Source organism: Solirubrobacter phytolaccae (assembly GCF_027587195.1).
Taxonomy (GTDB): Bacteria; Actinomycetota; Thermoleophilia; order Solirubrobacterales; family Solirubrobacteraceae; genus Solirubrobacter; species Solirubrobacter phytolaccae.
The window spans coordinates 53,550-67,680 of the sequence record NZ_JAPDDP010000015.1; the positions used below are offsets into that span (position 1 = coordinate 53,550).

At 71.2% G+C, this 14,131-nt stretch carries 12 protein-coding genes; 2 read left to right on the plus strand and 10 right to left on the minus strand.

The features are described from left to right. Positions 1 to 84: 84 nt before the first annotated feature. Together OJ997_RS10455 and OJ997_RS10460 are read right to left on the minus strand one after the other, a co-directional pair. Positions 85 to 2,241, minus strand: a complete 2,157-nt coding sequence (locus OJ997_RS10455) for a DEAD/DEAH box helicase (protein WP_270025033.1) — start codon at positions 2,239 to 2,241, stop codon at positions 85 to 87. Positions 2,242 to 2,254: 13 nt separating this feature from the next. Then, positions 2,255 to 2,824 (minus strand): J domain-containing protein, encoded by a 570-nt coding sequence (locus tag OJ997_RS10460; RefSeq protein ID WP_270025034.1) that lies wholly within the window; start codon positions 2,822 to 2,824, stop codon positions 2,255 to 2,257. Between the two features lie 42 nt (positions 2,825 to 2,866). On the opposite strand from OJ997_RS10460, the gene OJ997_RS10465 reads away from it, so the two are divergent. Further along, positions 2,867 to 3,436, plus strand: coding sequence for a metallophosphoesterase family protein (locus tag OJ997_RS10465; RefSeq protein WP_270025035.1), 570 nt, complete (start codon positions 2,867 to 2,869; stop codon positions 3,434 to 3,436). A 115-nt stretch (positions 3,437 to 3,551) separates the two neighbouring features. Then, on the plus strand, positions 3,552 to 3,755 hold the full coding sequence (locus tag OJ997_RS10470; protein ID WP_270025036.1) for a hypothetical protein: 204 nt from the start codon (positions 3,552 to 3,554) through the stop codon (positions 3,753 to 3,755). On the opposite strand, the gene OJ997_RS10475 is transcribed toward OJ997_RS10470, so the two are convergent. The 8 genes from OJ997_RS10475 to OJ997_RS10510 all read right to left on the minus strand — a co-directional run bounded on the left by OJ997_RS10475 (position 3,744) and on the right by OJ997_RS10510 (position 14,073). Then, the gene (locus OJ997_RS10475; protein ID WP_270025037.1) at positions 3,744 to 5,525 is read right to left on the minus strand and encodes a potassium/proton antiporter; all 1,782 of its coding nucleotides are present in this window, start codon (positions 5,523 to 5,525) and stop codon (positions 3,744 to 3,746) included. The genes OJ997_RS10470 and OJ997_RS10475 overlap by 12 nt on opposite strands. A 12-nt stretch (positions 5,526 to 5,537) precedes the next feature. Next, positions 5,538 to 6,200 (minus strand): SOS response-associated peptidase, encoded by a 663-nt coding sequence (locus OJ997_RS10480; RefSeq protein ID WP_270025038.1) that lies wholly within the window; start codon positions 6,198 to 6,200, stop codon positions 5,538 to 5,540. Continuing rightward, positions 6,200 to 7,828 (minus strand): AMP-binding protein, encoded by a 1,629-nt coding sequence (locus OJ997_RS10485; protein WP_270025039.1) that lies wholly within the window; start codon positions 7,826 to 7,828, stop codon positions 6,200 to 6,202. The genes OJ997_RS10480 and OJ997_RS10485 overlap by 1 nt, the downstream gene beginning before the upstream one ends. Before the next feature lie 41 nt (positions 7,829 to 7,869). Further along, on the minus strand, positions 7,870 to 8,511 hold the full coding sequence (locus OJ997_RS10490) for an LppP/LprE family lipoprotein (RefSeq protein ID WP_270025040.1): 642 nt from the start codon (positions 8,509 to 8,511) through the stop codon (positions 7,870 to 7,872). A 72-nt stretch (positions 8,512 to 8,583) separates the two neighbouring features. Further along, positions 8,584 to 11,298, minus strand: coding sequence for a ThuA domain-containing protein (locus OJ997_RS10495; protein ID WP_272599617.1), 2,715 nt, complete (start codon positions 11,296 to 11,298; stop codon positions 8,584 to 8,586). A 57-nt stretch (positions 11,299 to 11,355) separates the two neighbouring features. Further along, positions 11,356 to 12,654 (minus strand): Nramp family divalent metal transporter, encoded by a 1,299-nt coding sequence (locus OJ997_RS10500; protein ID WP_270025042.1) that lies wholly within the window; start codon positions 12,652 to 12,654, stop codon positions 11,356 to 11,358. Then, entirely contained in the window at positions 12,651 to 13,310 is a 660-nt protein-coding gene (locus tag OJ997_RS10505; protein ID WP_270025043.1) for a metal-dependent transcriptional regulator, read from the minus strand. The genes OJ997_RS10500 and OJ997_RS10505 overlap by 4 nt, the downstream gene beginning before the upstream one ends. A 10-nt stretch (positions 13,311 to 13,320) precedes the next feature. Further along, positions 13,321 to 14,073 (minus strand): metal ABC transporter permease, encoded by a 753-nt coding sequence (locus OJ997_RS10510; protein ID WP_270025044.1) that lies wholly within the window; start codon positions 14,071 to 14,073, stop codon positions 13,321 to 13,323. Between the last annotated feature and the right edge of the window lie 58 nt (positions 14,074 to 14,131).

Here is a 14,131-nt window from a genome sequence, read left to right on the forward strand (position 1 = left end):
ATGGAAGCCTTTCCACGCGTCCGTGTCAGGTGACCTGGACGAAAGAAGTTAGGGTACCCTTACAAGGCTACCCAAGCTCGCAAATCACGCCACAGCGCGCAAACGGCGCAACGGCTTCCCGCGCAGCGCCCGGACCACCGACTGCAGCACGGCCTCGGACTCGTCCGCGCGGCCGTCGGTGATCGCGCCGACGATCCCGCGCTTGCGCGCCAGCACCTCGGACATCTGCTCGTCGATCGTCTCGGCGGCGAGCAGGTACCAGGCCGTGACGGCGTCGCGCTGGCCGATCCGGTGCAGGCGATCCTCGGCCTGGTCGTGCATGGCCGGCGACCACTCCAAGTCCAGGAAGGCGACGTTCGACGCGCGGGTCAGCGTGATGCCCTGCCCCGCGACGCGCGTGGAGCAGACGATCAGGTTCGGCCCGTCGGGGTCCTGGAAGGCCTGCACGGCCGCGTCGCGCTCGGTCACCTTGTCCGCGCCGACCACGTGCAGCGCGTCCGGGAAGCGCGCGACCACGCGCTCCTGCAGCTCCCGGTGCGACGCGAACACCACCAAGGGCTCCTCGGACTGCATGAAGTCGTCGATCCACGCCAGCGCCGCGCCCAGCTTCCCGCGCCCCGCGAGCTGGCGCAGCGTGTTGAGCTGCGCGAGCCGCTCCGCGCGCAGCGTGGCCGCAACCTTCGCCTCCAGCTCCCCGAGCTCGATCGGCTGCTCCTGCAGCCACGCGACCACGTCCTTCTCGGCGAGCCGGTACTCCTTCTCGTTCTCGAGCGCGACCGGGACGATCACCTGGCGCTTCTCGGGCAGCTGCGGGAGCACTTCCTTCTTGAGCCGGCGCACGAAGCACGTGCGGCGCAGGTGCCAGTGGATGCGCTCCTCGGCGCCCGCGCCCTGGAAGCGCCGCTTGAAGCGCGCCCCGCTGCCGAACTCCTCCAGCCGGCCGAGGATCCGCAGCTGCGCGATCAGCTCGTCCGGGTGGTTCATCACCGGCGTGCCCGTCAGGCACAGCTTCAGCGCGCCCTCGGGCAGCGACTCGGCCAGCCGCCGGACCGCGCGCGTGCGCTTGGCGGCCGGGTTCTTGACGTAGTGGGACTCGTCGAGGATGAGCGCCTTCGGCCGCGCGACCGCCAGCCGCTCGCGGTGCGCGTGGACGATCTCGTAGTTCAGGACCGTGATCTCGGCCTTCGGGATCGCCTTGCCGGTGCCCGACACCACGTGCAGCGTCCGGTGCGGCAGCCACGTCGCGGCCTCGCGCTCCCAGTTGAGCTTCAGCGAGGCCGGGCAGATGACGACGGCGGGATACGCGTCGTCCTCCTCCAGCGTCGCCAGCGCCTCGACCGTCTTGCCCAGGCCCTGCTCGTCGGCGATGAACAGCCGTCGCGACTGGAGCGCGTACCGCACGCCCGCGCGCTGGAACGGCCGCAACTCGCCGCCCAGACGGGGCTCGCAGCTCAGCACCTCGCCGTCGGCGGCGCGGGAGCGGCGGACGTCGTCGATCGCCGCGTCGTGCTCCGTGCGCAGCCGGCCGAGCGCCTCGCGGGCGTTGGAGCCGACGTCGATGTCGTGCAGGCGGATGAAGTGCTCGAGCGGCTCGAGCAGGTACGGGTCGATCGGCAGCGTGCGGCCGTGCGCCTCGGCGGCGGGCAGCTTGACGAACGCCCCGACCGTGTCGGGGTCCCAGTTGACCTCGAGCTTGAAGCGCGACTCGCCGTAGCTCTCGACGAGCATCAGCGTCGCGGGCGCGGGGTCCAGCCCGACCTGCAGCTTGGTTGCGCATCGCAGCGCGCGCTGGTCCATCCGCGCGCCCGGCAGGTCCAGCAGCTGCTCGGCGACCTCCTGCGTGAACGGCAGCCAGCGCCGGTCCCCACGCTCCTCGGCGACGGCGGCGAGTTCCTCGTTCAGGTCGCCGGCGATGGCGTCGAGGACGAACCAGCCCTTCGCGTCCCGCCGCGCGGTGGTGACACGTCCGACCCAGCCCTTGACGGCCTTCGCGAGCCACTCGGAGACGTCCGGCGCGACGTCCAGCTCGGGGAAGCGCTCGAGTACGCCTTGCACGTACGGCGCGGTGGCCTCGGCGCGTGGCGCCCACCACTCCTTCGCTTGCCAGTCGAAGCGCCGGCCCGGGATCGAGCGCACGGCGTCGACGATGTCCGCCCGGTACGGGAAGCAGAACACCACCGAGTCGTGCCCTTGGGCGTTGACGCGGAGCTCGACGTGGTGGACCGGGTCGGCTTCTCGCACCCTCCAACGGTACCTAGGCCAACACGTGGCGCTCGATCGTCGCCGCAGTATGCGGCCGAAGATCGTGGAACACGTGGCGCCGGCCCGCGAGCGTGCGGACCGTCAGCTGGGCGCGCTTGCGCCGGACGCGATGCTTGGCCTCGGCGACGTTGCGGAACGTGAGGCTGTGCACGCGGGACACGGGCGCGTCGTCGAGCAGCCACAGCAGCCGGCGGTCGGTGACGGCGAGGATGGCGCGCGGGGACGCCCAGGTGGACGTCGGCGTGACGAGCTTGACGTCCTCGCCGCGGAACAGGTGCGAGAGGAGCTCGGGGCCGAGCGCGAGCCGCAGCGCCGGCAGCAGCCAGTCGCCGGGTGCCTTGGCGACGCCGGCGGGCGACGTCTCGAAGCCGATGGGGCTCGCCTGGCCGTGCTGCGCGGCGGCGCGCGCGAGGTCGTAGGCGGCGTTGAGCTCCGCCATCCGCTCCGCGCCCTCCTCCCCCGCCTTGTCCGGGTGCCAGCGCTTCGCCGCCTCCCGGTACGCGGCCACGACTTCCGCCTCCGCCGAGCCGGGACGCACTCCGAGCACGGCGTACGGGTCCATGGCGGTCATTGTGACGAGCAAGACCGGGTACCGTCCCCGGGCATGCGGGTCCTGGCGCTTGCGGATCGCCCGTTCCACGCCGACGTGGCGAAGCTCGCGGCGAACTACGACGTGGACGCGATCCTGACGCTCGGCGACCTCCAGCCCAGCTGGCTGGAGTCGCTGGACAAGTGCTGCCAGCCCAAGCTCGGCGTGTACGGCAACCACGACGACGAGCCGTACATGACCTACTTCGGGATCGACAACCTGCACCTGAACCAGCTGGACCTCGGTGAGCTGTCGTTCGCGGGCTTCGAGGGTTGCGTGTCCTACAAGCGCTCGGGCATCGCCCGCGTCGGGCCGTCCTACACGCAGCGTCAGGCGAAGCGGCTCGTCCGCAAGCTCCCGGCGGCCGACGTGCTCTGCTGCCACTGCCCGCCGCGTGGCGTCAACGACGATCCCGAGGACCCCGCGCACATCGGCTACGAGGCGCTGCGCGAGTGGGTGGACAAGTACCGCCCGCGCTACCTCCTGCACGGGCACGTCCACCCGCGCCCCGGCACGGTCCTCGACCACATCGGCGACACGAAGGTCGTCTACGTCAACGGGGCCAAGGTCCTGAACCTCGTCTAGAGGTGGGGACAACCGAACTCCGCGCTGACCTGCTGCCCGCATGTGCGCACGGTCGATCGTGGGCAATCTTGAAGGGGTGACCTCACGCAGTTCTGCCGCACTGACGTACGCCGGCGTGACCGGTGTCCTCGCGTTTCTCGCCTTTCTCGCCGGTGGCGGGACGTTGTGGGCGAGCGCCCGCTACGACGACGGCTTCTGGGCCACCGGCGGCGCCGCGTCGCTCGGCTGGGGCCTGCTCGCGCTCGGGTTCGCGGCGGTGGTCGCCACCGCGATGCTGACGCTCAACGCCACGCGCCCCGAGCCGCGCTCACCGCGCTAGCGCGCCGACCACTTCCTGCCACCAGGCCTTCTCGGCGGGCGAGGACGCGTTCGCCAGCCGCCGTCGCGCGAACGCCTGCAGCTCGCCGGCCGGTCCGATCGCCATCAGCGGCCCGGACACGCCGTAGCGCCCGTCCTCCATCGCCACCAGCGCGCCCGGCTCGTCGCGCCGCGTGCGGAGCTGCTCGACCACGTTCTGCCCCGCGAGGATCTTCGGCCGCTGCGGATCGCCTTCCTCGGAGGACCAGGGCCGAATCGTCGTCACCGAAGGGCGCGAGCGCGGCTGGCGGCGTGGCCGCTCGGGCGGGCCGACCGGGCCGGTGCGCCAGCGCCGCATCAGCTCGCGGAAGTCCATCGCGACCTCCTGGCGGACGAGCACGTGGAGCTGGTCGTGCTCCTGGATGATCGTGGACCCTCGTGGAGGGATCGCGCGGTCGCCGCGGACGATCACGTTCAGGAGCGCTTCCCGCGGCAGGCCGAGCTCGCGCACCGGCCGGCCCTCGATCGCGTCGCCGTTGCGCACCGGGAACTGCATGGTCTCCGCGCCGAGGCGGTTCAGCAGCACGGGCTCCACCAGCGGCGCCGGGATCGCGGCCTCGTCGCTCGTCACGCCCAGCCAGCGCGCGACGGGCTCGATCGTCAGCCCCTGCAGGACCGTCGAGAGCAGCACGACGAAGAACGCGACCTTGAAGATGTCCTCGCCGTGCGGGAGCCCTTCGGTGACCGGGAAGGTCGCGAACACGATCGGGGTCGCGCCACGCAGACCCGCCCAGCCGAGGATCAGCCGCTCCGGCAACGAGAAGCCGTACGCGACGAGCACCGCCGCCAACGGGCGCGCGATCACCGCCGTGACGATGGCGATCGCCGTGCCCTCGGGGATGAACTCGATCAGCTCGCGCGGGTTCACGAGCAGGCCGAGCAGCAGGAAGAGCGCGAGCTGGGCGACCCACGCGAGCCCTTCGTGGAAGGTGATGATCGTGCGCCGTGCCGGCGACGACGCGGACCCGATCACGAGCCCGGCGATGAAGACGGCGAGGAAGCCCGTGCCGTGCGCCTCCGCCGCGCCACCGTAGGCGAGCGCCGCGAACGCGACGGACGCGACCGGGTACAGGCCGGCGGACGGCAGCGTGACCTGGCGCAGCACGAACACGCCGAGGAAGCCGACCGCCATGCCGACGGCCGCGCCGATCGCCAGCTCCGAGCCGGCGAGCCACAGCGCGTCCTCGATCCCGTAGTCGCTGTGCTTGATCGCCTCGATGCCGCCGATCACGAGCAAGATGGCGATCGGGTCGTTGACGCCCGACTCGCCCTCCAGCGTGCGCGCGATCTTGCGCCGCAGCGTCGATCCGCGCAGCACCGCGAACACGGCGGCGGCGTCGGTCGCGGCCACGGTCGAGCCGAGCACGAACGCCTCGAGCGTCGTCAGCTCGCTGAACAGGAACAGCGCGGCGACCGCCGTCACGCCCGCGGTGATCAGCGTGCCGGCCGTGGCCAGCGCGATCGACGGCCCGATCACGGGCCGGATCTCCGCCCAGCCGGACGAGAGGCCGCCCTCGTACAGGATCAACGCGAGCGCGAGCACCGCGGCGCCCTGCGCGACCTCGTAGTCGTGGAAGTCGATCAGCGTCACGCCGTCGGTCCCGATGACCATGCCGAGCACGAGCACCAGCACCAGGCCGGGCAGGCGCAGACGGCCCGCGAGCAGCGAGGCGGCGATGCCCGCGGCGAGCAGTGAGCCCACCGCGAGTGCGAGGAAACCGACTTCTTCCACCGGAGGACCCTTTCAGAAGAGCGTGTCGGACGGTGGCGTGGGTGGTGCGTCCGGCGGGTGCAGCAGCTCGGGACCTTCGACTCCGGCCCTATTGACCGCCGGATTCGCGGGTGCTACGGAGACCCGCTCGCTCGGGAACGGGATCAGCAGCCCTTCGGCCTCGGGGATGTCGACCGCCTCGGAGAGCCACATCGCCTCGGCCTCGGGCCCGTCCAGGATCACGGGCATCCGGTCGTGCACGGGCGCGCAGATCTCGTTGGCCTCGGTGGTGAGGATGGCCACGCCCGTGCCGTCGTAGACGCCGGCGAACGCGAACAGCGACCCGTCGTCGACCGTGTAGCGGAACGGCAGCTTTGGCTGGCCCTTCTTCTCGGCCTTGAGCCACTCGTACCAGCCGTCGGCGAGCACGAGGCAGCGGCCGCGGTCCATCAGCCACTTGAAGCGCGTCGCCGCCGTCTCGGACCGCACGTTGATCGGCGCGAACTTGCCGCCCTTGAACGGCCGCAGCCCCCACTGCACGCCGTTGAAGTGGCCGGGCTCCGTCACCGCGGCCACGATCTCCGTCGGGCACACGTTGAAGCGCCCCAGCGTCTCCTCCGACGGCGGGTTGATGAGGCTGAAGCGCTGGGCGATCTCAGGACCGTCGACGGTCGAGAGCGTGTAGCGGCCGCACACTAGGCCGTTTCGACCTCCGCCAGCCCGAGCGACTCGATCGCGGCGTCGCGCAGCTTGTACTTCTGGATCTTGCCGGTCACGGTCATCGGGAACTCATCCACCACCTGAACATAACGCGGCACCTTGTAGTGGGCGATCTTGCCCTTGCAGAACTCGGCCACCGCGTCGCGGTCCAGCGCCGCGCCGGCGCGGGTCTGGACGTACGCCATCAGCTCCTCGCCGTAGCGCGGATCGGGCACGCCGACGACCTGCACGTCGGCGATGTCCGGGTGCCCCATCAGGAACTCCTCGATCTCCCGCGGATAGACGTTCTCGCCGCCGCGGATGACCATGTCCTTGATGCGGCCGACGATCTTCACGTAGCCCTCGTCGTCCATCTGCGCCAGGTCGCCGGTGTGCATCCAGCGCGCGCGGTCGATCGCGTCGGCGGTCTTCTCGGGCTCCTCCCAGTAGCCCAGCATCACGCTGTAGGCGCGGGTGCAGAGCTCGCCGGGCTGGTTGCGAGGGACGATCGCACCGTTCTCGGGGTCGACGACCTTGACCTCGACGTGCGGATGGACGCGGCCGACGGTGCCGACGCGCTTCTCCAGCGGATCGTCGGCGCCCGTCTGCGTGGACACGGGTGAGGTCTCGGTCATGCCGTACGCGATCGTCACCTCCTCCATGTGCATCTCGTCGACGCAGCGCTTCATCGTCTCGATCGGGCACGGCGAGCCGGCCATGATCCCGGTCCGCAGGCTCGTGAGGTCGAACTCGCCGAACTCCGGGTGCTCGAGCTCGGCGATGAACATCGTCGGCACGCCGTAGAGCGACGTGCAGCGCTCGTCCTGGACGGCCTGGAGCGTCGCCACGGGGTCGAAGGCCGGCGCCGGGATGACCATGCAGGCGCCGTGCGACGTGCACGCGAGGTTCCCCATGACCATGCCGAAGCAGTGGTAGTACGGCACCGGGATGCAGACGCGGTCCTGCTCGGTGTAGCGGCAGCCCTCCCCTACGAAGTAGCCGTTGTTGAGGATGTTGTGGTGGCTGAGCGTCGCGCCCTTGGGGAAGCCGGTGGTGCCGCTCGTGTACTGGATGTTGATGGCGTCGTCGAACTGGGTCGCGACCTGGCGCGCGTTGAGCTCCTCCGCGCTGACCCGCTCGCCGCCGCCGACGAACTCCTCCCAGTCGTGGCCGATGAACACGACCCGCTCGAGCCGCGGGCAGTCGTGGCGGACGTCGGCGACCATCCGCACGTAGTCGCTCGTCTTGAACGCGGTGGCCGCGACCAGCATCCGGATGCCGGACTGGTTGAGCACGTACGCGAGCTCGGACGTCCGGTAGGCCGGGTTGATGTTGACGAGGATGATCCCGGCCTTGGCGGTGGCGTACTGGACGAGCGCCCACTCCGCGCAGTTCGGGCTCCAGATGCCGACGCGCTCGCCCGGCTCGATCCCGGCGGCGATGAACGCCCGCGCGCAACGGTCCACGGCCTCGCCGAGCTGGGCGTACGTGTAGCGCAGGTCCTGGTGGACGGAGACGAGCGCCTCACGGTCCCCGAAGCGCGCGATCGTGCGGTCGAGGTTGTCGCCGATCGTGTCGCCGAGCAACGGCGTAGTCGACGTTCCGGATGCGTACGACTGCTCCATCGTGTCTCCAATCTCTCCTTGTCGGAGAGACTAAAGGAGGCTCAGCTGCTGGTGCGCTGGAAACGCTCGTCGGCGGCCGGAACGGTGTCCAGCGCCGTGAGCGACGTGCCGTCGAGCCGGAAGCGCACGCGCTTGGTGCCGCTCGGGGAGCCCGCCTTATCGCCGTCCTTGTAGACGCCGTAGCGCAGCGTGATCGTCGCCTTGCCCTGCTTGGCGACCTTGAGCTCTGAGCTGCGGAACTGCGCGTCCTTGTCCAGGAAGCCGTCCTTGGTGAAGAAGTAGGCCGTGTAGCCGCCCGTGGCGTCGCCGACCGGCCGGCCGATCAGCACCCGCAGCCGTGCGCGCGGGTCGTAGTCCTCCGCGCGCAGGGTCGTGTCGCCCTGCTCGCGGATCGTGTCCACGGCCGTCTCCCGCGCCCGCTTCTCCGACTTGGTCAGCGGCTTGGGCTTGGTCGTCTTCTGCTTGGACCCGCTCTTGGACTTCTTGGCCTTGGGCGTCGCGGTCGGCGTCGCCGAGGTCACGGCCGCGCCGACCGAATCGGTGCCTTCGGGGCGGACCATGTCGTAGATGGCGAAGCCGACGCCCAGGAATGCGGCCGTGGCCAGCAGGCCGAGGATCCGTCGGGTCCAGAGCGCCCAGGGGCTGCGCGCGGGCAGCCTCCGTCGATCCCTTTCCGCCTGCACCCTGCGCGCCTTCGAGTCCATCCCGCCGGGATGGTCTACGAGTTGGAGCGCTGAGTCAATGGGTGACAGAACCTATCCGCGCAGGACCACCCGCTTTGTGAGCGTCTCGGTGCCGACGCTGACCGTGAGCGTGGCCGTGACCGTCACTTTTCTGAGACGCCGGCTCGGCTTGAGCGTGGCGCGTTCGAGCGTGTTGGCGGCCAGCTTGACCGTGCCGCGGGCGAGCACGCGCGATTTGACGCCGAGCCGGCGGGCGTCCCGGGCGCTGACGAGCACGCGCGCGGCGGCCGTCGTCGCCACCGAGCTGCGCAGGCGCAGGTCCAGGCCGCGCTTGGCGAAGCGCGCGTGGCTCACGCGCGCAGGGACGCCGGTGAGCGTGTAGCTGGGCTTGGGCGCGGGCGTGGCCGCCGGGGGCTGCGGGGCCGGGGCCGGGATCGGGGTCGCCGTCGCGATGCTCCCCAGCGGCGTGGCCGTCGGGGTCGCGGTGGCGGTCGGCGTGGGCGTGGGCGTGGGCGTCGCGGTCCGCGTGGGCGTCGCGGTCGCCGTGGCGGTCGCGGTCGGCGTCGCCGTGGGCGTGACCGTCGCGGTCGGGGTGGGCGTCGCCACCTGCACGCTGCGGTAGCTCACGTCCGCGCCCGCGCCGTCGTTCTGGATCCCGAAGTACCCGGCGCTCGGGTCGCGCTCCGGGTGCGGCGACGTGTACTCGTTGATCTTGACCCCGTTGAGCCGGATCGTGATCAGCTGGTCGACGACCTGGACCTCCATCACGTTCCACTGCCCGTGCGGCTTGAGGGCGAGCGCGCGAGCCGCGGCGTCCGCGGCCCGGAACGAGTAGACGCCGCCGGTCGTGCGGCTCGGGTCGCCGTCCGTCGGGTCGATCTGGATCTCGTAGCCCTCGGCGACCGGCTTCCACGGGTCGTCGAACGGGTCCGGGAAGCCGATGAACACACCGGAGTTGTCGTCGTCGCCGTAGATCCGCCACTCGGCGCGGATCGTGTAGGGCGAGACGAGCTGCTGCTTGGCGTACCAGAGCAGGCCCATGCCGCCCCAGGCGTCGATCACGCACTCGCCGGCGCGCGGCTGGAAGCCGCCGGGGCCGGCCATCGTCCAGTCGCCCAGGCTGGGGATGGTGCCGTCGTAGAGCGCGCGGAAGCCGGGCTCGGGCGTCACCGGCGCGCAGGTTGGCACGGCGGCGATCGTCACGTCGAGCGTGGCGGCGGCGGACGTGTTGCCGGCCTTGTCGGTCGCCCGGTAGCGGACCGGGCCGGTCGCGGTGACCGTGATCGGGCCGCTGTAGGTGGCGAACGCGCCGTCGCCGAGCGCGTACTCGACCTTGGCCACGCCCGAGCCGAGGTCCGTGGCGGCGAGCGTCACCGTGGCCTTGTTCAGGTAGGCGCCGGCCTGCGTGGGGATCCCGTCCGGCGCGGCCGTGACCGTCGGCGCGGTCGCGTCCGGGCCGCCGCCGCCCACGAGGCGGAAGTAGTCGAAGCTCGCGTTCGTGACCTGGGCGGGGTCGTTGGTGACCGCGGTCAGGCCGACGCGCGGGGTGCTGAACGAGGACGCGTTGCCCGGACGGCCGATCGGCTGCCACGTCAGGCCGTCGGCCGAACCTGAGGCCGTCACGGTGCCGTTGGCCTGCGCGAGCCGGACATGGAACGTCTTCGGGAAGTCCGCGGGGATGGCGAGCCGGTCCAGGGCCGCGTCGTAGCGCGGGCTGCCGCCGATCTCCTGGACGATCTCCATGAACCGCTCGGTCGGGCTGCGCGCGAGCAGCACGGCCTTGACGTAGTTGTCATCGTCGGCGTAGAGGATCAGCCCGGCCTGCTGGCTGCCCGCCTGCGCGTCGATCGTGACCTTCGTCGTCGCCTCCCACGCGCCGCTCGGCGCCTTCTGGAGGATGAGGTTGGGCGCGTCTCCGCCGCTGCCGTACAGGTCGCCGCGCGCGGTCGGGACCTGCAGGACGCCGCCGCCGACCGTGTGCTGGTTCGTCGAGCGCACGATCGACCACTGGCAGCCGAGGCTCATGCCGTCGAACTCGTCCGTGGTCGCGGCGCAGGGCTGCGGCGGCGGCACGGAGCAGTCGCCGGCGGCGTAGCCCGCGGCCCAGCGGATGCCGCCGGCGAGGTGCTGGCGGAACGCGGGATCGGCGTAGGAGTCCTGCGTGTGGCCCATGCCCGTGTACCACGAGCGGCCGCCCTGGAAGGCGTGGCACCAGGCGATCGGGTGATCGGCGCCCATCGCCCCGCTGCCCGGCGAGTACGACAGCTCGTCCAGGTTGGCGAGGACGTGAACCTTGCCGGTGGGCGACTCGCGGTAGTTGTACCACTCGTCGTGCCGGTTCCAGACGAGTGGGAGATGGCTCGTGGAGGGGTGCGAGCGGTCGGTCACGCGGACGTCCGCGTTCTGGTTGGCCGGGTGGCTGTTGAAGTACGCGCCGACCAGCTGGCCGTACCACGGCCACGAGTACTCGGTGTCCGCCGCGGCGTGCACGCCGACGTAGCCGCCGCCGGCCTTGATGTAGGCCTCGAACGCGACCTGCTGCGCGTCGCTGAGCACGTCACCGGTGGTCGAGAGCCAGATCACGGCGTCGTACTGGTCCAGGTTGGCGGCCGTGAACGCGCTCGCGTCCTCCGTCGCGTCGACCGCGAAGTTGTTCGCCTCGCCGATCGCCTTGATCGCCGTGATGCCCTGCGGGATCGAGTCGTGGCGGAAGCCCGCCGTCTTGGAGAACACGAGGACCTTCTGCGCGTGGGCGGTCCCCGCGCCCGCGAGCAGCACCACAACCATCACCGACAACAGCTGCACCGTGCGAAGCACGTCTCCCCGCCCCTTCTGAACGCGCTTCTAACCGAAGAACGTTTGATACAGGAGAAAGCAGTTCAACGCGATGATCATCCCGGCGACGGTGCTCGCGATGACGGTCGTCAGCGTGCGGTTCACGAGCGCGCCCATGATGTCCTTGCGGCGCGTCAGCAGGACCATCGGCACGAGCGCGAACGGGATGCCGAACGACAGGACGACCTGGCTGATCACGAGCGTGGTCGACGGGTCCACGCCGATCGCGAGCACGATCAGCGACGGCGCCATCGTGATCGCCCGGCGCAGGAACAGGTTGATGCGGCGGTTGATGAAGCCCTGCATGACGACCTGGCCGGCGAACGTGCCGACGCTGGAGGAGCTCAGGCCGGAGGCGAGCAGCGCGACGGCGAACGCGAGCGCCGCGCCACCGCCGAGCAACGTCTCGAAGCCGCGGTGCGCGCTCTCGATCGACTCGACGTCGGTGAGCCCGCTGTCGTGGAACAGCTGCGCGGCGACGACGAGCATCGTCAGGTTGATGATCCCGGCCAGGCCGAGCGCGATCACGACGTCCAGCCGCTGGAAGCGCAGCAGCTGACGCTTCTCGGCGACGTTCTGCGGGGCGATCCGCTTCGACGTCAGCGCCGAGTGCAGGTAGACGACGTGCGGCATGACCGTGGCGCCGAGGATGCCGACGGCGAGCAGCACGCTGTCCGTGCCGTCGAAGCTCGGGATCAGGCCGGCGGCGAAGTCCCCCGTGTCCACGCCGACCTGGAGCAGGTCGTACATGAAGCCGAAGAAGACGATCATCAGGAAGGCGCCGATCGCCAGCTCGAACTTGCGGTAGCCGCGCGTCTGCAGCTCGAGGATCGCGAAGGCGACGACCGCGGTCATCAGGCCCGCGACGAACGGCGGCACGCCGAACAGCAGGTTCAGCGCGATCGCGGCGCCGACGAACTCGGCGAGGTCGGTGGCGATGGCGATCGCCTCCGCCTGCAGCCAGAGGCCGAAGGTCACCGGTTTCTTGAAGTGCTCGCGGCACAGCTCCGGCAGGTTCTTGCCCGTCGCGATGCCGGTCTTCGCGCTCAGGTACTGGACGAGCATCGCCATCAGGTTCGCGGCGACGATCACCCACACGAGCATGTAGCCGTACTTGGCGCCGCCCGCGATGTTCGTGGCGAAGTTGCCGGGGTCGATGTAGGCGACGGCGGCGACGAACGCCGGGCCGAACAGCGCGAGGACGCCCTTGACGCGGCCGCGCGAGCGGGTCTCCTCGAGCGGCGTCTGCGGGTGCGGCGCGGCGTCGGCGGCGCGCGCGGCCTCCAGGACGTTGGGCGGCGGGTTCACGCCGCACGCACCCGCATCGAGGCGGCCAGCCGGCCACCGAGGGCGTGCGTCTCTTCGCCGATGACCACGAACAGCGGGCCGCCGAACGGCTGCTTGTCGACGACCTCCAGCTCGGCGCCCGGCGCGATGCCGCGTGCGGAGAGGTAGCGGAGCATCTCGGGGTCGGCGTCCGCGACGCGCGCGAGCGTGCCCTGGTCGCCCGGCTCGAGCGTGGCGAGCTCCCGCGTGTCGTCCGACGGGAGCGTCAGGTCGGCGGTGGGGATCGGGTCGCCGTGCGGGTCGTGCGTCGGGTGGCCAAGCTTGGCCGCGATCCGCGCCTCCAGCTCTTCGGAGATGACGTGCTCGAGGACTTCGGCCTCGGCGTGCACGCGGTCCCACGGCATCCCCAGCGACACCGCCAGGTAGGTCTCCAGCAGCCGGTGGTGGCGGATCATCTCGAGCGCGAGGCGGCGCCCGCACTCGGTCAGGCGGACGCCCTTGTAGGGCTCGTGGGTGACGAGGTCCTGCTCCACGAGCCGGCGGACCATCGCCGACGCCGACGCGGGCGTGACGCCCAACCGCTCGGCCAGCGCCGTCGTCGTGACCGTGCCGCAGCGCTCTTCGAGCGCGTATATCGCCTTGGCGTAGTCCTGGACGGCGGTCGTGAAGTCGGGCACTAGCGTCCGATTATGGCATGCCTAACTTTGGTTTCAATAGGCCGAGAGTTGAGAGTGCTATGGCGCACAGAGCGATGCTCGCGCCCGCCGCGATCTCCAGTTGGTAGGACACGATGAGCCCACCCACGCCGGCGACGACCGCCAGCGCCGCGGCCAGGGCGAGCACGTGCGGCAGCCGCTGCGCGAGGTTCAGCGCCGCGGCCGCCGGCGCGAGGATGAGCGCGACGAGCAGCAGGTTGCCGAGCCCTTGGACCGCGGCGACCGTGGTCACGGCGAGGATCGCGAGCAGTGCGAGGTCGGCGCGGCCGCCGCGGCCTTCGAAGCCGGCGAGGGCCAGGCTGCGGTAGGCGAGCGCGAGCGCGATCAACACGCCGACCGACAGCAGCGCGGCCGCGAGCAGGTCGCCGTTGGTGACGCCGAGCAGGTCGCCGAACAGCAGCTCCCCGAGCCGCGGCGGCGTCTCCGGCGAGAGCGCGAGGATGCCGCCGAGCCCGAACAGGCCCGAGACGACGACCGCGACGCCGACGTCCCCGCGCACCGCCGCGATCAGCACGGCGGCGACGAGCACGCCCGCCGCCGCGCCGAACACGAGCGGAATGCCCGCCAGCGCGGCGATCACGAGCCCGGGCAGCATCGCGTGGCTCAGCGACTCGGCCGCGTACGAGCGCCGCAGCAGCAGGATCCACACGCCGAGCGGCCCGCACGCGAGCCCGAGGACGATCGCCTCGACGAACGCGCGCTGCATGATCCCGGACGAGAACATCAGCCGCGTGCCTCGTCGCCCGCCCGCGACGGCCCGGCGCCGCCGCCGCTGATCTCGC